We start from the raw sequence: 17,504 nt of genomic DNA, 5'->3' as shown, positions 1-17,504 counted from the left end.
AAAGAACAGCAAAGAGGCATCAAGATGGCACTCACTCGTGAACAGATGGCGCAGCGTGTCGCGCGCGAACTCGAAGACGGCTTCTACGTGAACCTGGGCATCGGCATTCCGACTCTGGTGGCAAACTATATTCCGGAAGGCATGGACGTGATGCTGCAGTCCGAGAACGGTCTGCTCGGCATGGGGCGTTACCCCACCGAGGAAGAGGTCGATCCGGACATGATCAACGCAGGCAAGCAAACCGTCACAGCGCGTCCGGGGTCGGCGATCTTTTCCTCGGCGGAGTCCTTCGCGATGATTCGCGGCGGTCACGTCGACCTGACGGTGCTGGGCGCCTTCGAGGTTGACCAGAACGGCAACATCGCTTCCTGGATGATCCCGGGCAAGCTGATCAAGGGCATGGGCGGAGCCATGGACCTGGTGGCGGGTGCCGAAAACATCATCTGCACCATGACCCATGCCTCCAAGGACGGCACCTCCAAGCTGCTGGAGTCCTGCAGCCTGCCGCTGACCGGTGCCGGCTGCATCAATCGTGTGCTGACCGATCTGGCCTATCTGGAGATCGACAACGGCGCCTTTATCCTCAAGGAGCGGGCACCGGGCGTCAGTGTCGAGGAGATCAAGGAAAAGACCGCCGGCAAGCTGATCGTGCCGGATGACGTTCCGGAAATGGTCTTCGACTGACCAAAACGCCCTTTGACGAGCGTCACCCTTGCCGAGCCAGCATGTTCTGCTGGCTGATACCTTGAGCGAGAACAAGGTTTTGGCACCCTCGCAGCGGCCCGGCTTACGCCGGGCCGCTGGCGTTTGCGAGACCCTGTCGTGGTTGCCGAATTTATGACCATCTTGAGTCCGGTGCCGCAGTGATCGGGCTTTTGGACGGTTCAAACGCCTTGATGCACAGCTTTATCCACAGAATCTGTGGATGAACCTCGTGGGAGGGATGGAGACTCGAGCCCTGGCAGGTACAATGCGGCGCCCAGGTCACTGGTCGAGACGGGCTCTCGGCCGGCCATTCGCCATCGCCACGGAGGTCTGTGTTGCGCGCACTCCCTGCCACTCTCCCGGTTCTGTTCCTGTGTGAGATCAGCTTCCTGCTGGGTCACGGTCTGATCATGACCCTGCTCGGGGTCCGCATGTCGCTGGAGGGCTTCCCCTCCCAGATGGCGGGGCTTCTGATGTCGAGCTTCTCGCTGGGGTTCGTGGCCGGAAGCTACTGGCTCGAGAAGCGCATTCGCAGTGTCGGCCATATTCGCGTGTTCGCCGCCTGTGCGGCGTCGCTGGCGGTTACCGCCATGCTTCATGGACTGTGGATCAATCCCTGGGCCTGGCTGGTCTGGCGGCTGATCGGGGGTGGTGCCACGGCGGGCCTGTTGATGGTCATGGAGTCCTGGGTGTCGGGGGAGTCCAGCAACGATAATCGCGGTCGCGTGCTGGGCTGGTACATGGTGATTTCGACCACCTCGCTGGCCGGCGGCCAGTGGATGCTCAATCTGGCCGACCCGGGCGGCCCGGTACTGTTCTCGGTGGTGGGGATGCTGTTTGCGCTGTCGCTGGTCCCGTTGTCGATTCATCGCATCCACGGGCCCAGTCGTCACCACGACGTGACGCCGCGCAAGATTCGTCTGTCGACCCTGTATCGGCGGGCGCCGGTGGGCCTGGTCGGTGCCTTTACCGGCGGCCTGATGGTGCAGGCGTTCTTCGCCATGACTCCGTACTACGGTCAGGAAATCGGCCTGACCACCGCCCAGACCGCCAAGTTCATGGCGGTTACCACCCTGGTGGCGCTGGTCGCCCAGTGGGGGCTGGGACGGGTTTCGGATCGTCTCGACCGGCGTCGCGTCATTCTGTGGATGGCGATCGTGATGACCGTCACCGGTGCTCTGATCTCGGCGGCGGCCGGTGCCAGCTTCTGGCTGCTGCTGGCGATCGCCTGCGGCCACACTGCCATGCTGCACACCCTGTACTCGCTCAGTCTGGCCCACACCAATGACTGGCTCGAACCCGAGGAGGTGGTCGCTGCCAATGCCAAGCTGATGATCTGGTACGGCATCGGCTCGGTCATCGGGCCTTTCAGTGCCTCGCTGGTGATGCAGGCGGCGGGTCCCGACGGACTGTGGCTGTTTCTCGGCATGGCGGCGTTTGCCCTGGCCATGTTCGTGATGGTCAGGCTCCACGGTGAGCGGGGCAAGTCGGTCGAGCAGGAGCCCTTCGTCGCTCAGCCGGTGATGGAGACTCCGCACTTCGCCGAGATCGATCCCCGCTACGAGCCCCAGCAGCTTGAGCTGGACCTGGAGGGTGAAGAAGAGCACACGGCCGACGCCGTCGGCTGACGCCCGGCGTCAGGTGATTTCGCAGCGGCTGTGGGGTGGCAGCATCACGTCGGCGGTGCGTTGCTGGCCCGCACTGGCCTGTTTTTCCAAGAGCAGCAGGCCGCCGAGCTGCACCCGATGTTCATCTCCCAGGGCGAACGCCAGACGCCGAGAACAGGTCGGGTAGAAGCGGTGTTCGACCATCGCCGACAGGGGGAGCGCCAGATCCTCGTTCTGTCCGGCGTGCAGGCCATGTTGCTGGAGTGCCTGGTCCAGCTCGACCAGGCTTCTGTCGAGTCTGTGGCAATCGAAGGCGACGTGATGCACCCGGGGGCCCATGACCGCCAGCCAGCCGGCCAGTGGATGGGCGCGATGAAGCTGCTGGTAGCTGTCCCAGTCAGGCATCGACCAGGGGCGGTTGGCGCCAAGCAATGGGGTTCGTTCTGCGTTGCCGGTGGCGACCAGCTTCAGCAGAGTATCGCGAGGCTGTCGCGACAGACGGGTGGTCTGCAGCTCGACGATGTTCAGTCTCGGCCCTTCTTCACGGCCGGCGAACAGGCAGGCGAGCAGGCCTCGGTCGGGCAGGGCGTAGCGATATAGAGGGCGGTAGCCGTGCTGTTCAAGAGCCGGCAACAGGGAGGCCAGGCTCCAGGGGGACTGGCTCACGGTGACCAGCGTGAAGCACTCGACCGGCGCATCCACCGGCCACAGGCGCAGCGCACCGATGTCAGGGTGCTGATGGACGTAGTCCAGCCACAATTGCTGAACGAAGCGCTGCTGCTCTGTCATTGCCGATCCTTGCCTGCCAGGAAGCCTGTTCTGTGAGTATAGGCAGGAAGGAGGGACGATCTTTCAACGACGGGCGAACGTTCAACGGTTTCGGCGGCCAGACGGGTGAGGGCACGGTCTGTTGGCCAGGATGGGCAGGGCAGGTGGCATGACCAGGCGCACGTTTCGTGGGGTCTTCAGCAAAAAAACGGGAAGCCCGTGTGGGCTTCCCGTCTTGCTACCGGCTGTGCCGTCGGTTCAGGCAGGCATCAGCTCATTGTCGCGAACGTACTGGTCGAACTCGGTGAAGCCGCCCACGTGGGTCTGGTCGACGAAGATCTGCGGCACGGTGGTGACCGGCTTGCCGATGGTCTTTTCCATATCGGCCTTGGTGATGCCTTCTTCGTGGATGTCCACGTAGCGGTAGCCCTCGATGCGACCGGCGTCGCTCAGAGAGTTGGCGAGCTCCTTGGCGCGTACGCAGAAGGGGCAGCCGGGGCGACCGAAGATGACAACAATCATGAAAACTCCTCGCATCGTTGATGCAGTGGGTAGTGTTGAATCAGCGACCTGTCCGACGCCATGCAGCGGGACGGCCAATGAGTAAGTGGATGGCGCGCATTGTGACGGATTGCGTCGCGGAAGGCCAATAGCGTTGCTGAATGCCGTTCGATCGAACACGGCTATCGGCATGGCGAAAAGTCGACGCTCAACCGATACCGATATCGCGCAATTCCCCTGCGTCGGCCTGGCGCAGCAGCTCTCCGAGTTCGTCGAAGATCGCCGGGGCGCTGACCAGCAGGTTCTCGCCGTAAAGGTCCTCGGGCAGGCCCTCCGGGCAGGGATACAGGTGCCCGGTGCGGGCGCCGGCCTCTCGGGCGATCAGCCAGCCTGCGGCGAAATCCCAGGGAGAGACGGTTTCGTAGTAGGCGTCCAGGCGACCACAGGCGACATCGCACAGGTCCAGGGCGGCGGCGCCGTTGCGACGCACATCGCGACAGTGGTGAAGCACCGCGCCAAGGCGTCGCATCAGAGGCAGTCGGCTGTCACGCCGGTACGGAAAGCCGGTACCGACCAGGCTCTGCTCGAGGGACTCGCTCTGGCTTGCGCTGATCGACTGTCCATTGCGCCAGGCGCCCTTGTCGCGTATCGCGGTGAAGGTCTCGCCGAGGAAGGGGGCATGGACCACGCCCAATTGGGTGACCCCATCCTTGACGTAGGCGATGGACACCGCCACATGGAAAAGTCCGTGGGCAAAATTGACGGTACCATCGATGGGATCGACCACCCACAGGGCGCCATCTTCTTCCACGGCATCCTTGTCGGGGGCCAGCTCCTCGCTGAGGCGGTCCTCGCCGGGGAAGGCCGACTCCAGGCGTTCGGTGATCATGGTGTCCACCGCCACGTCGGTATCGGTGACCAGCTCCTGGCCTTCCTTGAAGTGATGCTTGAGGTCGTCACCTTCGCGGGCATCGCGGATCATCTTGCCAGCCGCCGTGGCGATGTCGATGGTGGCTTCCAGACGTTCCTCGAGGGTCATGGGCGACTCCTTGCAGGGGGAGGGATTTTGGCTGAAGTCTAACATTCCCGTTCGGCGCGTGCCTGTGGGAGTCGAGGACAGTAACGGGGTATCAAGGGTTCAACAGTGACAGGAAGGTGTGATGTCTTCGTTATCGATGGAGCAGTACCGGCGGCTGGAACGTCTTGCCAGGGAATTCAGTGATCGTCACCTGCGAGCGTTCAAGGCGCGCCCGGAGTTTCACCCCCGGCTTGCGGTGGATGCCTTGTGTTTTGCGCCCTGTCCTGGCCGTCCTGGATGGCTGGTTGGCGCCTGGCTGACGCCCTGCGACCTGTCGCTGGCGCTGGTGCGGGAATCCACCGAGGCGTGCGATACGGGCACGGCCGGGCCTCAGGTGCTGGAGCTGCCAAGGGGGGAATTCGAGCTGGAGCCGGAAATCATGGCCGGGGACATACTGTGGCGCTGCCTACTGTTGAACGACCTTGGCGATGTCGACGACATGGGCGAGGCCTGTCGCCTGGCACAGCGGCTGATGGACAAGGTGATGACGGCCCCCGAGTGAGCGATCGAGACCTTTGTCCGGCTGGCGCTGCAATGCAGCACTGGCATATGCTGGGATGCTGATGTAGGCATTGGCAGGCATCGTCATCAGCGACGCCACCCGTTCGACGGGTGATGTGTTCCAGACCCAGAGGAGAGCAATAGTGAGCGATCATTCCACTCCCAGAGTTGCCCTGGTGACCGGCACCAGCAGCGGCATCGGTGCGGCGGTCGTCGCCCATCTGCGTGCTCAGGGGCATCAAGTCCTGGCGGTCGACTTCAACCCGGCCGGACGGGAGGTGGCCGAGGCCGAGGGTGCGGTCTTCCACGAGGCCGATCTGACCCAGGCCGAGGCCTGTCGCGGCGCCGTCGATGAAGCCCTGAGGCGTTTCGGGCGGCTGGATATTCTGGTCAACAACGCCGGCATCCAGCACGTCGCTCCTATCGAGGAGTTCCCCCAGGAAAAATGGCGTCAGATCATTGATCTGATGCTGACCGCGCCCTTCCTGCTGACCCAGGCGGCCTGGCCGTCAATGCGCGAGAATGGTTGGGGGCGCATCGTCAATATCGCCTCGGTCCATGCCCAGGTGGCCTCGCCCGGTAAGGCCGCCTACATCAGCGCCAAGCATGGCATGATCGGACTGACCAAGACCGCTGCGCTGGAAGGCGGCGCTCAGGGCATCACCGCCAACGCCCTGTGTCCGGCCTACGTCAAGACGCCACTGGTGGACAATCAGATCGCCGACCAGGCCAGACTCCATGGGATGGAGGAGCAGGAGGTGATCGAGCAGATCATGCTCAAGAATGCTGCCGTGAAGCGCTTGATCGACCCCTCCGAGGTGGCGAGCCTGGTCGGGTATCTTGCCTCGGACGCGGCCGGTGCAGTCACCGGCGCCAGCTGGAATATCGATCTGGGCTGGACCGCCCAGTAAAGCACGCTGTTGCAAACCTTTCTGTTTCAGACCCTCTGTTGCAGACCCTCTGGCGCTTAGCCCTTCGTGTAGAGAGTCTGGGGGTAAAATGCACGGGCGCAAAGACCTCTGATCTAGAGGCGCCTGGCGCAGAGAAGGACGGTGGAGAGGGCTGGTAGAGAAAGGGCTGGTAGAGAGAGGGCCTGTATCGAGACACCCGACGTCGGACAGCGCCTAGCGTGTTGAGCTCAAACAAGAGACGCAGCCCCTGGGCTGCGTCTCTTTTGTATCGAGTGTCCGCTGTATCGGGGGGAGGCTGTCACCGGCAGCGTACGATGGTGTCATCAACGCCGGACAGGACGCTTCTGCAGCTTGCGCTGCAGGGTGCGACGGTGCATGCCGAGCGCCCTGGCGGTGGCCGAGATGTTGCCGTCGTGTTCCTGCAGCACCTTCTGGATATGCTCCCAGGTCAGGCGGTTGATGGACGGCGGGTTGTCTGCCACCTCGGTCTCGGGATTTCCCTCACGCTGTTCCAGGGCGCTGAGTACCTCGTCGGCGTCCACTGGCTTGCACAGGTAGTTGACCGCGCCGAGCTTGATCGCCTCCACCGCCGTGGCGATGCTGGAGTAGCCGGTCAGCACCACGATGCGGCAGTCGGGAACCACCTCCAGCAGTTCGGGCAGCAGCTTCAACCCCGAGTCCTGGTCAAGCTTGAGGTCCAGGGTGGCGACCTCAGGCTGGTGGCGACGCGCCAGTTCCAGCGCCTGGGTGGCGTCATGGGCCACCTCGACCTCGTGGCCGCGGCGCTGCATGGCGCGTTCGAGTACGTGGCAAAAGACCTCATCGTCATCGATGATCAGTAGCCGGTGTGCGGTGTCTTGCATGATGTCCTCGTGAATGGAGACTCAGCCGACGCGGGGCAGGGTGACCTCGGTCAGGGTGCCGCCGTCGTGATGATTATACAGACTGACGCCCCCGCCGAAGCGATTGATGGTGGCATGGGTCAGGAACAGACCGATCCCCAGTCCCTTGCTCTTGGTCGACACGAAGGTCTCGCCGAGCTGGTCGGCGATCGACATGGGGATGCCTGGCCCATGATCGCGGATATCGATGATCACCTTGTCGGTCGTCCAGTCGAGCTGGATCTCGATATCGTCTGGCTGGGCGTCGGCGGCGTTGTTCAGCAGGTTGGTCAGCGCCTGGTCCAGGGTGGTATCCACCGCGATCGATGGCTGGCCGCGTCGGCGTGCGACCTCAAGGCGATGGGTAACGTCCGGGCGCAGCACCAGCCAGCGATCGATCACGCCGTCGAGCCAGCTCTGGGCGTCGCGGGTCTCCGGCTCGTCCTTGCGCCGGAGGTCGGCGCTTTCGACCAGGTTGCGCAGGCGCGCCTTGCAGGTGTCAACCTGCTGGCGCAACAGGTCGATATCTTCCACCAGCCTGGGGTCGTCGTGGTGTTCGTTCTTGAGTTCGGACAGTACTACCGCCATGGTCGACAGCGGCGTGCCGAGTTCGTGGGCGGTGCCGGCGGCCTGGGTCGCCACCGCCAGGACCTGCTCCGAGCGTAGCGCCGCCTCGCGAGTCCGAGCCAGGGTCTGGTCGCGATGGCGCAGGGCGTGGGCCATCTTGTAGATGAAGAAGGTCACCAGGCCTGCCGACAGGAAGAAGTTGAGCCACATGCCCAGCACGTGAAGGTTGACGCTGGAGGCATAGTGGGAGCCCAGCTGTGGCACCGGATGGTAGACCACCATCAGGGCGCTGTAGGCGGCCATGGCGGTGAGTGCCAGGATCCAGGCGTGACGCCAGGGCAGGGTGGCAGCGGCGATGGTCACCGGCACCAGATAGTAGGTGATGAAGGGGTTGGTCGCACCGCCGGTAAAGTAGAACAGCAGGGTCAGCCCGGCCACGTCCAGCAGCAGGTGGATCAGGTACTCGTGATGGCTGACATCCCTGGGCCGGCCCAGGCGCCACCAGGTGGCGATATTGATCAGGCCCATGGCGACGATCACCGCGATCACCGCAGGAACGTCGAGGGCGAAGTCCAGCAGCTCGATGCCGACGATGATGGCGACCAGAAAACCGGTCCAGGTGATGCCGCGTACAAAGGTCAGGCGGATCAGATTGCGGTTGGGCGTCGACAGCGGCAGTGGAAGGGCGGCAGGCATGATCTCTCCCTCGATGAGTGGCGGCATGATAGCGCATCGCAGGCCCGGCCGTCGTGGGGCGCGCGCTACAGGCACGGCGCCCGGATCGGTGGCTCCGCTCCCAGGGGCATGCGCACAAGGGACAAGGTCGTTGGCGGTGAGCGATTGCGTCTCGCCCGTGGCTGGGCAACAGTGGCAGGGGCCTGTGCAGCGAAGACGCCAGGTGGTGGCTTCGACGTGACTGTCGGCTTGAGCACACTACCAAGTGGCTTTATCGGCATGCGTTGACACAGCGCTTCATCGGCAAAGGGCGCGGTCTGAACAAGGGAATGGATGGAATGCTGAAGCGACTGCTACCGATCGTGGTTCTGGCGATCGGCGTGGGTGGGTTCTGGCTGTTGAAGGTGACGCGGCCGGCGCCGCCTCCGGTAACGGTGGAAGAGCGCGAGTGGCCGGTCGCTGCCATGACGCTGTCGCTGGGCCGCCACGCACCGACCCTGGCGCTCTACGGCGAGGTGCTGGCGCCGGATCGCCTGAGGCTGGTGGCGTCGCTGGATGGCCACGTCGGGCAGCGCCCGGTACGTGATGGTGACCGGGTCGAAGAGGGCGACCTGCTGGTAGCCCTGGCCGAGGAAGACGTGGTGCCGGTGGTGACGCGGGCCGAGGCGGAGGTGGCACGGCTGGAGGCCGAGATCGAGGCGGAAAAGATTCGCTTCGAGAGCGATCGACAGGCGCTGGCTCGGGAACAGTCGCTGCTCGACAACGCCCGCAGTCAGCTCGAGCGCATGCGCTCGCTGGTGCGGCGTAACCTGGCCTCCCGGGCCGAGCTTGACGCCGACGAGAACGAAATCGCTCGAGCCCAGGTGACGCTGGTCAGTCGCCAGGGCGAACTCGACGGACACCCCGCCAGGCTGGCCAGTCTCGAGGCCCAGCGGCGCCAGGCCGAGGCGTCGCTGGCCGAAGCCCGTCGCGATGCGCGAAGGGCCCGGGCCATGGCGCCTTTCGCCGGTATCGTCACCGCTGTTGAAGTCGCGCCGGGCGACCGGGTGCGCGAGGGTGACGCCCTGCTCGACCTGATCCCGCTAGATGGCCTCGAGGTGCGTGCCCGGGTGCCCAGGGGCGTGCAGTCCGAACTGGTGTCGAGCCTGGCCGATGGCGCTCGCCCTGAGGCCGTCGACGACGAGGGCGGGCGCTATCGGCTGAGAGCACTGTCGGGCCAGGGGGATCCCGCCGGCACCGAGGCCATCTTCGAGGTGGTGTCCTCGCCGGCCCGCCTGCGGCCTGGTTCGCTGGTATCGCTGTCGCTTGCCCGTCCCGAGGTGGCCGAGAGTGCGGCGATACCCTTCAGTGCCCTGTACGGTGCCGATCGGATCTACGTCATCGAACAGGGACGTCTGCGGCCGATTGAGGTCAGGCGTCACGGCGAGACCAGCGGGCCTGACGGGGGCTCCTGGGTGATCGTCAGCGGTGACGGTCTGGCCGACGGCCAGCGCCTGGCCACCACCCATCTGCCCAACGCCATCGAAGGATTGAGAGTGGTGGACCTGGCTGGCCAGAGGTCTGGTGAGTCTGTGAGCTCACCGTCCGCGGGCGACGATGTTCGGGCGGAGACCGGCCCGTGAGCGAAGATACCCAACCGAATGCCCCCAGAGGCCCGATCGGCTTCTTTGTCCGCCACCGGGTCGCGGCCAACCTGGTAATGCTGGTGATGCTGATCGGCGGCGCCCTGGGCCTGTCGCGGATGAACATTCAGTTCTTCCCCGATTTTGCGCTGGACATCGTCTCGGTGCAGACCGTCTACAGCGGCGCCTCGGCGGAAGACGTGGAGCAGGGCATCACCATCCCGCTGGAGCAGCGCCTGCGCAATCTCGATGGCCTGAAGCGGATGACCTCGACCTCGGCCCAGGGGGTGTCGAGCATTACCCTGGAGTTCTACGAGGGTACCGACCCGGTGCTGGCGCTGGACGATGTGCGCGAGCAGGTCGATGGCTTCACCAACCTGCCCGGGGACGCCGAGGAACCGCGCGTTTCGCGGGCCCAGAACTTCGAGCCGGTGGCCCGCCTGATACTGTCCGGTGACGTCGATCGCGAGGCGCTGCGGAGGCTGGCCCGCCGCTTCGAGGACGAGCTGTTGTCGGCCGGGATCGATCGGGTCGAGCTGGTTGGTCTGCCGGAGCAGCAGATCAGCGTGGAGGTTCCGGTGGAGCGGCTTGGCGAGCTGGACCTGAGCCTGCCGGAGATCGCCGAGCGCATCGAGGGACTGTCGCTGGACCTGCCCGCGGGGCTGCTCGGCAGTCAGGACGGCGAGCGCGAGCTGCGCGCGGTGGAACAGCGCCGCAGCGCCGAGGAGTTCGCCGATATCGCGGTGCGCGGGGGCCAGCGGGTGCGTCTGGCGCTCGGTGACATCGCGGTGATCCGCCAGGAGAACCGTCCGCGTCAGGTGGAGGTGCTCCACCATGGACAGCCGGCGGTGGAGCTGATGCTGCAGCGCTCGGAGAGCGGCAACTCACTTGCCGCCGCCGAGGTGCTCAATGGCTGGCTGGAGCAAACCCGCGCGGAACTGCCCGAGAGCATCACGCTGGATGTCCACGACGAGACCTGGCAGCTGATCGCCGATCGCATTGGTCTGCTGATCAACAATGGCCTGGGCGGCCTGGTGCTGGTACTGGCGCTGTTGTATCTGTTCCTGCCGGCGCGGGTGGCCTTGTGGGTGGCCATCGGTATTCCCACCGCCTTTCTCGGTGCACTGGCGGTGTTCTGGGGCATCGGCGGCTCGGTCAACATGATCTCGCTGTTTGCCCTGATCATGGCGTTGGGGGTGATCGTCGACGACGCCATCGTCGTCGGCGAGGACGCCGATGCCCACTTTCGAGCAGGCGAGGCGGCACGCCTGGCCTCGGCGGGTGCGGCCCGCAGGATGCTGTGGCCGGTGGTGGCGTCGTCCTTGACCACCGTGGCCGCCTTCATGCCGCTGTTGATGGTGGGGGGAATCATCGGCAACATCCTGCGCGATATTCCGGTGGTGATGATCTGCGTGCTGGTGGCCTCCCTGCTTGAGTGTTTCGTGGTGCTGCCGGCCCACCTGCGCAACGCCTTCTCGCCTCGCGCCGGCGGCGAGCGCCGTCCGGGGCCGCTGGGGCGTCTGCGAGGTGCCTTCGACAGCGGCTTCGATCGTTTTCGCCAGGGGCCCTTCCGACGCTTCTCCGCCAGCACCTTGCGCCATCGGGCGCTGACCTTGAGCGCAGCGCTGGCGCTGGTGCTGGTGACGGTGGGACTCCTGGCGGGCGGACGTCTGGCGTTCAATTTCTTCCCCACGCCGGAGCCGAATATCCTCTACGCCAACCTGAGCTTCGTCACCGGCACCTCTCGAGATAGGGTCGAGGACTATCTGGCCACCATGCAAAAGGCCCTCGATGACACCGAACAGGCCCTGGGCGGGGATCTGGTGCGCAGCGCCGTGGTGCGCGTGGGGGGCACCCTGTCCGCCGACGCCAGCGGGCGTACCGGTGACAATGTCGGCTCGATCATGGTCGAGCTGGTGCCGTCCGACCGGCGCTCGGTGCGCAATCTGCCGTTTATCCGTGCCTGGCGAGAGCGTCTGTCCGAGGTCCCGGGACTCGACACCCTGTCCATCGTCGAGCGCAGCGGCGGGCCGCCGGGGCGTGACGTCAACGTGCGCCTGGTCGGCGAGTCCGCCGAGTCGCTGAAGCGGGCGGCGGAATCACTGACCCGTAGCCTCGGACAGTTGCCCGGGGTGCTGGAGCCCGAGGACGACATGCCCTGGGGGCGCGAACAGCTGATCTACTCGGTCAACGCCTATGGTCAGGCGCTGGGCCTGACCACCCGGGAACTCGGGCGCCAGCTGCGGGCAGCCTTCGATGGCGTGCTGGTGCAGACCTATCAGGACGGTGCCGACGAGATCGAGGTGCGGGTGCTGCTGCCGCAGGACCAGCGTGAGCACCTGGCGACCCTGCCGCGGCTGATGGTGCGAGTGGATGATGGCCGCCTGGTGCCATTGGACCAGGTGATGGCGCTGGATCACCGCCAGGGCTTCGAGGCGCTGCGTCACGCCGATGGCCGTCTGGCCGTCGAAGTCAGCGCCGACCTCGACACCGAGGTGACCAACACCGCTACGGTGGTCGAGGCGCTGCAAGCCGAGGTGCTGCCGGCGCTGACCGAGCGCTACCACCTGAGCTACACCTTCGAGGGCCAGGCGGCGGACCAGCGCGATACCTTCGCCGACATGCGCACCGGCCTGATCATCGGGCTGGGCCTGATGTATGTGGTGCTGGCCTGGGTATTTGCCTCCTGGAGCCTGCCGCTGATCGTGATGGCGACCATTCCGCTGGCGCTGGTGGGAGCCCTGCTGGGCCATTGGGTGATGGGGCTGGATCTCACCATCCTGTCGATGTTCGGGCTGTTCGGGCTGTCCGGGATCGTGGTCAACAATGCGATCATCCTGGTGACCTTCTATCGTCACGAGCGTGACGCCGGGCGGGATATCGACGCGGCTCTCAACGAGGCGGTGGTGCAGCGGGTCAGGGCCATGTTCCTGACATCCCTGACGACCATCGGTGGACTGACCCCACTGCTGTTCGAGACCTCGCTGCAGGCTCAGTTCCTGATCCCCATGGCGGTGACCATCGCCTTCGGCCTCGGTGTCTCGACCCTGCTGGTGCTGGCGGTGATCCCGGTACTGCTGAGCTACCTGGAACACCTCAAGGCCGCGTTGGCCTCACGGACATCACGTCACACCACGTCTGAGGGCTAGGCCGCTATAGGGGGGCGCGGTCGGACCTGCGCATGGTGGGCCTGTCGTGCGCTCCATTGGGCCCGTGGCCCAGGTGCAAAGGACAAGCGCCGCCTCTACGGCGGCGCTGTCGGGTCTTGGCAGCGACAGGCGGCATCGCCTGACTAGCTGGCCTGCTGAGGCGTCAATACCTGCTGATGCAGGCTGTTACCCTCGGTGTCCTTGAGGGTGACGGTGAGCGCCAGGCTGTCGCCATCCAGGTCCACCTGGCCGAAGAACTGAAAGCCTTCGCTGGGCGGCAGGTTGGCTTGACCATCGGCGGGGGCCTTCTGGAACACCACTTCCGGGCCAAAGGTGGCGTCCAGGGTATTGGGGCCGAAGGTGCCGGCGTGCAGCGGGCCGCTGACGAATTCCCAGAAGGGCGTGAACTGCTTGAAACTGGCACGTTCCGGCGCATAGTGATGGGCGGCCGTGTAGTGGACATCGGCGGTCAGCCACACCACGTTGGCGATGGCGTTGTCGTGGATCGCCTTGAGCAGTCGGGCGATCTCGTGCTCGCGCCCGGAAGGGGCGCCACCCTCGCCATTGGCCACCGCTTCGAAGTGCTCGCCGTCGGCGACCACCAGGCCCACCGGCATGTCGGAGGCGATGATCTTCCAGGTGGCCGTCGAGGCCTTCAGCGCCGCGATCAAGTCGTCGACCTGGCGAGCCCCCATCAGGCTCGAGGCCGGGTCGTCGGCGCCCTGGGTATTGATGCTGTTGGCCGCGCGATAGGTGCGCATGTCGAGCATGAACACCTCGAGTTCGGGACCGTAGGTGAAACGACGGCGAATCATCTCGGGGGCCTCGGGGCGCTGACGGATCGGCATCGACTCGAGGAAGGCGCGGCGGGCACGCGCCGCCAGCAGCGAGACGTTCTTCTCGGTGTAGCGCGGATCATCGAGGATCTCGCCGGGGTACCAGTTGTTGACGGTCTCGTGGTCGTCCCACTGGGCGTACATCGGTACCTCGGCGTTGAAACGCTTGAGGTTGTCGTCCAGAAGGTTGTAGAGGTACTGGCCGCGATACTCGTCCAGGGTCTCGGCCACCTTGCTCTTGGCGTCGGTCATGAGGTTGCGCCAGACGCTGCCGTCCTCCAGGTTCACGCTTTCTTCGAGCGGGCCATCGGCGTAGATGGTGTCGCCGGAGTGCAGGAAGAAGTCCGGCGACTGCTTGAGCATGGTGTCGTAGATGCGCATGCCGCCGCGGGATTCATCGATGCCCCAGCCCTGGCCGACGGTATCGCCGGACCACACGAAACGTACCGAACGGCGTGAGCGTCCCGGCATGACCAGCCGGCCGATGACCGGCTCGCTGATGGCGCGGTCGTCGCCGAGGGCGGCGAAGCGCACTCGGTAGAACACCTCCGGCAGGTCGGCAAGGCCGGTGACGTCGAGCTTGGCGGTCAGCCCGCTGGCCGGCAGGGCGGTGGGTCCCTGCAGGGTACGGGCGTTGTTGAAGGCAGCGTTGTCGGCGATGTCCAGCAGCATCCGCGAGGGGCGGTCGGCACGCGACCAGATGATGGCGCGGTCGGTGCCGACGTCGCCGCTCATCACCCCGGAGGTGATCACGGGTCGACGGGATTCGGCCAGCACGATGCCGGGGGCGGCAGTGATCAGGCCGAGGCCGGCACCGGCCTTGAGGCCGAGTCCAAGAAACTGGCGTCGGGTGGGTTGCATGGGGCTCTCCTTGTCGTTGCGTCCGGTGGTCTTGGCGGGGTGGCGCGTCGCCCTTCGCGGGGGGCGGTCGCGGCCAGTCGTCTAGCATTGCGGCCGTCGATGACAGCTTGATCGCGAATCTATTGCATTAATGCGAAGCGCAATGAACCGCAGAGCCGCAACGAAACGCGAGAGGCCTGGGAAGAGAGGATGATGGTGCCAGTATAGTCAGATGCAGCCAGGGCCCCTGTCGCGGTATCATGGCGCCCTTGCGCATGGGGGCCCTGTCCCCGTGCCCCACTTTTTTACGAGCAAGCAGGCAACCGTCTCCATGTCCAACCCCAAGCAGGCCCAGGAAACCGGGCTTCGGCGCACCTTTGCCATCATCAGCCACCCGGACGCGGGCAAGACCACCATCACCGAAAAGATGCTGTTGTTCGGAAACGCCATCCAGCTGGCCGGTTCGGTAAAGAGCAAGCGTGATGATCGCCACGCCACCTCGGACTGGATGAAGATGGAGCAGGAGCGCGGTATCTCCGTGACCACCTCGGTGATGCAGTTCCCCTACGGCGGCCGCATGGTCAACCTGCTCGATACGCCGGGCCACGAGGACTTCTCCGAGGATACCTACCGCACCCTGACCGCGGTGGACTCAGCGCTGATGGTGATCGACGGCGCCAAGGGCGTCGAGGACCGCACCATCAAGCTGATGGAGGTCTGCCGCCTGCGTACCACGCCGATCCTCACCTTCGTCAACAAGATGGACCGCGACATCCGCGACCCCATCGAGGTGATGGATGAGGTCGAGACGGTGCTCAATATCCAGTGTGCGCCGATGACCTGGCCGATCGGCATGGGGCGTCAGTTCAAGGGGGTCTATCACCTCTACAATGACGTCATCCACCTGTACACCCAGGGGCAGGGCAACCGGATTCCGGAAGACAAGCGTATCGAAGGCCTCGATAGCCCCGAGGTGGACGAGGTGCTCGGCGAGGATCTGGCCGAGGAGCTGCGGATGGAGGTCGAGCTGGTGCGCGGTGCCTCCCACAGCTTCGACCTCGAGGCCTATCGTCGTGGCGAGCTGACGCCGGTGTACTTCGGTACCGCCATGGGCAACTTCGGTGTACGCGAAATGCTCGATGGCTTCGTCGAATATGCGCCGCCGCCCCAGGCGCGGGAAACCGACGTGCGCGAGGTGCCGGCCGAGGACGAGCGCTTCACCGGCTTCGTGTTCAAGATCCAGGCCAACATGGATCCCAATCACCGTGACCGCATCGCCTTCCTGCGGGTGTGCTCGGGCAAGTACCAGAAGAACATGAAGATGCGCCATGTGCGCATCAACAAGGACGTCAAGATCGCCGACGCCCTGACCTTCATGGCCTCCGATCGTGCCCACGTGGAAGAAGCCTGGCCCGGTGACATCATCGGCCTGCACAACCATGGCACCATCCAGATCGGCGACACCTTCACCCAGGGCGAGGACATGCGGTTCACCGGCATTCCCCACTTCGCCCCGGAACTGTTCAAGCGGGTCAGGCTCAAGGACCCGCTGAAGATGAAGGCCTTGCAGAAGGGCCTGCAGCAGCTTTCGGAGGAGGGCGCCACCCAGGTGTTCATGCCGCTGGACAACAACGACCTGATCCTTGGCGCCGTCGGTACCCTGCAGTTCGATGTGGTCGCCCATCGTCTCAAGGAAGAGTACAAGGTCGACTGCATGTACGAAGGGGTGAACGTCAACACCGCCCGCTGGATCTACTGCGACGATCCGAAGATGCTCGAGGAGTTCAAGCGCAAGGCCAGTACCAACCTGGCCATCGACGGCGGTGGCTACCTGACCTATATCGCCCCGACCCGGGTCAATCTGCAGATGACCCAGGAGCGCTGGCCGGATATAAGGTTCAGGGAGACCCGCGAGCACTGAGGAGACACCGGAAAAAACTGCTGCGCTCGACAGGCTTCCCGCCGGCGGTGCTCAAGGTCCTCATTTAGCGGCAAGTAAATTCCGGCCTTTGTGCTCCGGCGGCGACCATCCTGACATCGCTCGCGACGTTTTTACGGCGCCTCCGTGGAAAGAGGAGCTCTGATGCTGATCGACGCCCACTGCCACCTCGACTTTGCCGACTTCGACGCCGATCGCGACGCTGTCCTGTCCAGGGCCAGGCGGGCGGGCGTCGAACATCTGGTGGTCGCCGGAACCCACCGTGACGCCTGGCAGGGCACTCTGGAGCTGGCCGAGCAGACGGGGTTGCACGCCTGTCTCGGTCTGCATCCGGTGTTTCTGGAGGATCATCGGCTGGAGGGCGAGGATGACGACATCAGCGCGCTGGGCCAGGCGTTGAAGGCCCACCCTCGCTGCGTCGCCCTGGGGGAGTGCGGGATCGATGCGCGTTTTGGCGACACCCTCGATCGCCAATGGCACTTGTTCGATGCCCAGCTCAGGCTGGCGCGGGATCTGCGCCTGCCGGTGGTCATCCACTGTGTGCGTGCCAACGATGAAGTCGCCAAGCGACTGGCCCAGTTCGGGCTTCCCGCGGGGGGCCTCATCCATGCCTTCGCCGGCTCTCCGGAGCAGGCGAGGCGCTTTGTCGATCTGGGGTTTACGCTGGGCCTTGGGGGGGCGGTGACCTATCCCCGGGCCAGGAGGGTGCGCCGGGCGGTGGCATCGCTGCCCGATGACGCCTACGTGCTGGAGACGGATAGCCCTGACATGCCGTTGTCCGGCCACCAGGGCGAGCGCAATGAACCTGCCCTGGTGGCCGAGGTGTGTCGCCACGTGGCCGAGATCAGAGGGCAGACACCGGAAACCGTGGCGCTGCACTCAAGTGACAACGCCCGCCGGCTGTTCGGCCTGCCGGCACCCTGA

At 65.0% G+C, this 17,504-nt stretch carries 14 protein-coding genes; 8 read left to right on the top strand and 6 right to left on the bottom strand.

Annotated elements, in window-relative coordinates; all coding sequences use genetic code 11:
- The first annotated feature begins 24 nt into the window (after positions 1-24).
- Positions 25-684 carry a CoA transferase subunit B gene (locus tag KUV74_RS16085; protein WP_045991471.1) on the top strand — a complete coding sequence of 220 codons (660 nt, stop codon included), beginning with the start codon at positions 25-27 and terminating at the stop codon, positions 682-684.
- Between the two features lie 356 nt (positions 685-1,040).
- Positions 1,041-2,333, top strand: a complete 1,293-nt coding sequence (locus KUV74_RS16080) for an MFS transporter (protein WP_222516841.1) — start codon at positions 1,041-1,043, stop codon at positions 2,331-2,333.
- Between the two features lie 9 nt (positions 2,334-2,342).
- Here the strand turns inward: KUV74_RS16080 and KUV74_RS16075 are convergent, their stop codons facing one another.
- From KUV74_RS16075 to KUV74_RS16065, 3 genes are all read right to left on the bottom strand, one after another.
- A complete protein-coding gene (locus tag KUV74_RS16075; protein WP_222516840.1) occupies positions 2,343-3,101 on the bottom strand; it encodes a DUF1338 family protein in 759 nt (252 codons plus the stop codon).
- Between the two features lie 237 nt (positions 3,102-3,338).
- Positions 3,339-3,602: a GrxA family glutaredoxin gene (locus KUV74_RS16070; RefSeq protein ID WP_045991468.1), complete on the bottom strand. Its 264-nt coding sequence runs from the start codon at positions 3,600-3,602 to the stop codon at positions 3,339-3,341.
- 187 nt (positions 3,603-3,789) lie between these two features.
- Positions 3,790-4,620: an inositol monophosphatase family protein gene (locus KUV74_RS16065; RefSeq protein ID WP_045991467.1), complete on the bottom strand. Its 831-nt coding sequence runs from the start codon at positions 4,618-4,620 to the stop codon at positions 3,790-3,792.
- Positions 4,621-4,741: 121 nt separating this feature from the next.
- On the opposite strand from KUV74_RS16065, the gene hybE reads away from it, so the two are divergent.
- The gene (gene hybE / locus KUV74_RS16060) at positions 4,742-5,161 is read left to right on the top strand and encodes a [NiFe]-hydrogenase assembly chaperone HybE (RefSeq protein WP_222516839.1); all 420 of its coding nucleotides are present in this window, start codon (positions 4,742-4,744) and stop codon (positions 5,159-5,161) included.
- 142 nt (positions 5,162-5,303) lie between these two features.
- The gene (locus KUV74_RS16055) at positions 5,304-6,071 is read left to right on the top strand and encodes a 3-hydroxybutyrate dehydrogenase (RefSeq protein ID WP_375038409.1); all 768 of its coding nucleotides are present in this window, start codon (positions 5,304-5,306) and stop codon (positions 6,069-6,071) included.
- A 323-nt stretch (positions 6,072-6,394) separates the two neighbouring features.
- Here KUV74_RS16055 and KUV74_RS16050 read toward each other — a convergent pair whose 3' ends face one another.
- Together KUV74_RS16050 and KUV74_RS16045 are read right to left on the bottom strand one after the other, a co-directional pair.
- Positions 6,395-6,934: a response regulator transcription factor gene (locus tag KUV74_RS16050; RefSeq protein WP_045991464.1), complete on the bottom strand. Its 540-nt coding sequence runs from the start codon at positions 6,932-6,934 to the stop codon at positions 6,395-6,397.
- 21 nt (positions 6,935-6,955) lie between these two features.
- Positions 6,956-8,215: an ATP-binding protein gene (locus tag KUV74_RS16045; protein ID WP_222516838.1), complete on the bottom strand. Its 1,260-nt coding sequence runs from the start codon at positions 8,213-8,215 to the stop codon at positions 6,956-6,958.
- Between the two features lie 317 nt (positions 8,216-8,532).
- Between KUV74_RS16045 and KUV74_RS16040 the strand changes: the two genes are divergently transcribed.
- Together KUV74_RS16040 and KUV74_RS16035 are read left to right on the top strand one after the other, a co-directional pair.
- Positions 8,533-9,816, top strand: a complete 1,284-nt coding sequence (locus KUV74_RS16040; protein ID WP_222516837.1) for an efflux RND transporter periplasmic adaptor subunit — start codon at positions 8,533-8,535, stop codon at positions 9,814-9,816.
- A complete protein-coding gene (locus KUV74_RS16035; RefSeq protein WP_315900838.1) occupies positions 9,813-12,965 on the top strand; it encodes an efflux RND transporter permease subunit in 3,153 nt (1,050 codons plus the stop codon). The genes KUV74_RS16040 and KUV74_RS16035 overlap by 4 nt, the downstream gene beginning before the upstream one ends.
- A gap of 143 nt (positions 12,966-13,108) precedes the next feature.
- Here KUV74_RS16035 and KUV74_RS16030 read toward each other — a convergent pair whose 3' ends face one another.
- Complete coding sequence (locus KUV74_RS16030; protein WP_222516836.1) at positions 13,109-14,662, bottom strand: alkaline phosphatase D family protein; 1,554 nt, start codon at positions 14,660-14,662, stop codon at positions 13,109-13,111.
- Positions 14,663-14,972: 310 nt separating this feature from the next.
- Between KUV74_RS16030 and KUV74_RS16025 the strand changes: the two genes are divergently transcribed.
- Both KUV74_RS16025 and KUV74_RS16020 read left to right on the top strand, forming a co-directional pair.
- Positions 14,973-16,562, top strand: coding sequence for a peptide chain release factor 3 (locus KUV74_RS16025; protein WP_108133585.1), 1,590 nt, complete (start codon positions 14,973-14,975; stop codon positions 16,560-16,562).
- A gap of 162 nt (positions 16,563-16,724) precedes the next feature.
- Entirely contained in the window at positions 16,725-17,504 is a 780-nt protein-coding gene (locus tag KUV74_RS16020; RefSeq protein ID WP_222516835.1) for a TatD family hydrolase, read from the top strand.

It is taken from the genome of Halomonas sp. DP1Y21-3 (assembly GCF_019801245.1).
Classification (GTDB): domain Bacteria; phylum Pseudomonadota; class Gammaproteobacteria; order Pseudomonadales; family Halomonadaceae; genus Halomonas; species Halomonas litopenaei.
The sequence above is the reverse complement of the archived record's forward strand: the minus strand, read 5'-3'. Positions and strand labels throughout refer to the sequence as shown.

Bases quoted from the DNA above. Each gene is read 5' to 3' on its own strand.
- KUV74_RS16085 (WP_045991471.1), top strand. From the start codon at position 25: ATGGCACTCACTCGTGAACAGATGGCGCAGCGTGTCGCGCGCGAACTC.
- KUV74_RS16075 (WP_222516840.1), bottom strand. From the start codon at position 3,101: ATGACAGAGCAGCAGCGCTTCGTTCAGCAATTGTGGCTGGACTACGTC.
- KUV74_RS16070 (WP_045991468.1), bottom strand. From the start codon at position 3,602: ATGATTGTTGTCATCTTCGGTCGCCCCGGCTGCCCCTTCTGCGTACGC.
- KUV74_RS16065 (WP_045991467.1), bottom strand. From the start codon at position 4,620: ATGACCCTCGAGGAACGTCTGGAAGCCACCATCGACATCGCCACGGCG.
- hybE (WP_222516839.1), top strand. From the start codon at position 4,742: ATGTCTTCGTTATCGATGGAGCAGTACCGGCGGCTGGAACGTCTTGCC.
- KUV74_RS16050 (WP_045991464.1), bottom strand. From the start codon at position 6,934: ATGCAAGACACCGCACACCGGCTACTGATCATCGATGACGATGAGGTC.
- KUV74_RS16045 (WP_222516838.1), bottom strand. From the start codon at position 8,215: ATGCCTGCCGCCCTTCCACTGCCGCTGTCGACGCCCAACCGCAATCTG.
- KUV74_RS16040 (WP_222516837.1), top strand. From the start codon at position 8,533: ATGCTGAAGCGACTGCTACCGATCGTGGTTCTGGCGATCGGCGTGGGT.
- KUV74_RS16030 (WP_222516836.1), bottom strand. From the start codon at position 14,662: ATGCAACCCACCCGACGCCAGTTTCTTGGACTCGGCCTCAAGGCCGGT.
- KUV74_RS16025 (WP_108133585.1), top strand. From the start codon at position 14,973: ATGTCCAACCCCAAGCAGGCCCAGGAAACCGGGCTTCGGCGCACCTTT.
- KUV74_RS16020 (WP_222516835.1), top strand. From the start codon at position 16,725: ATGCTGATCGACGCCCACTGCCACCTCGACTTTGCCGACTTCGACGCC.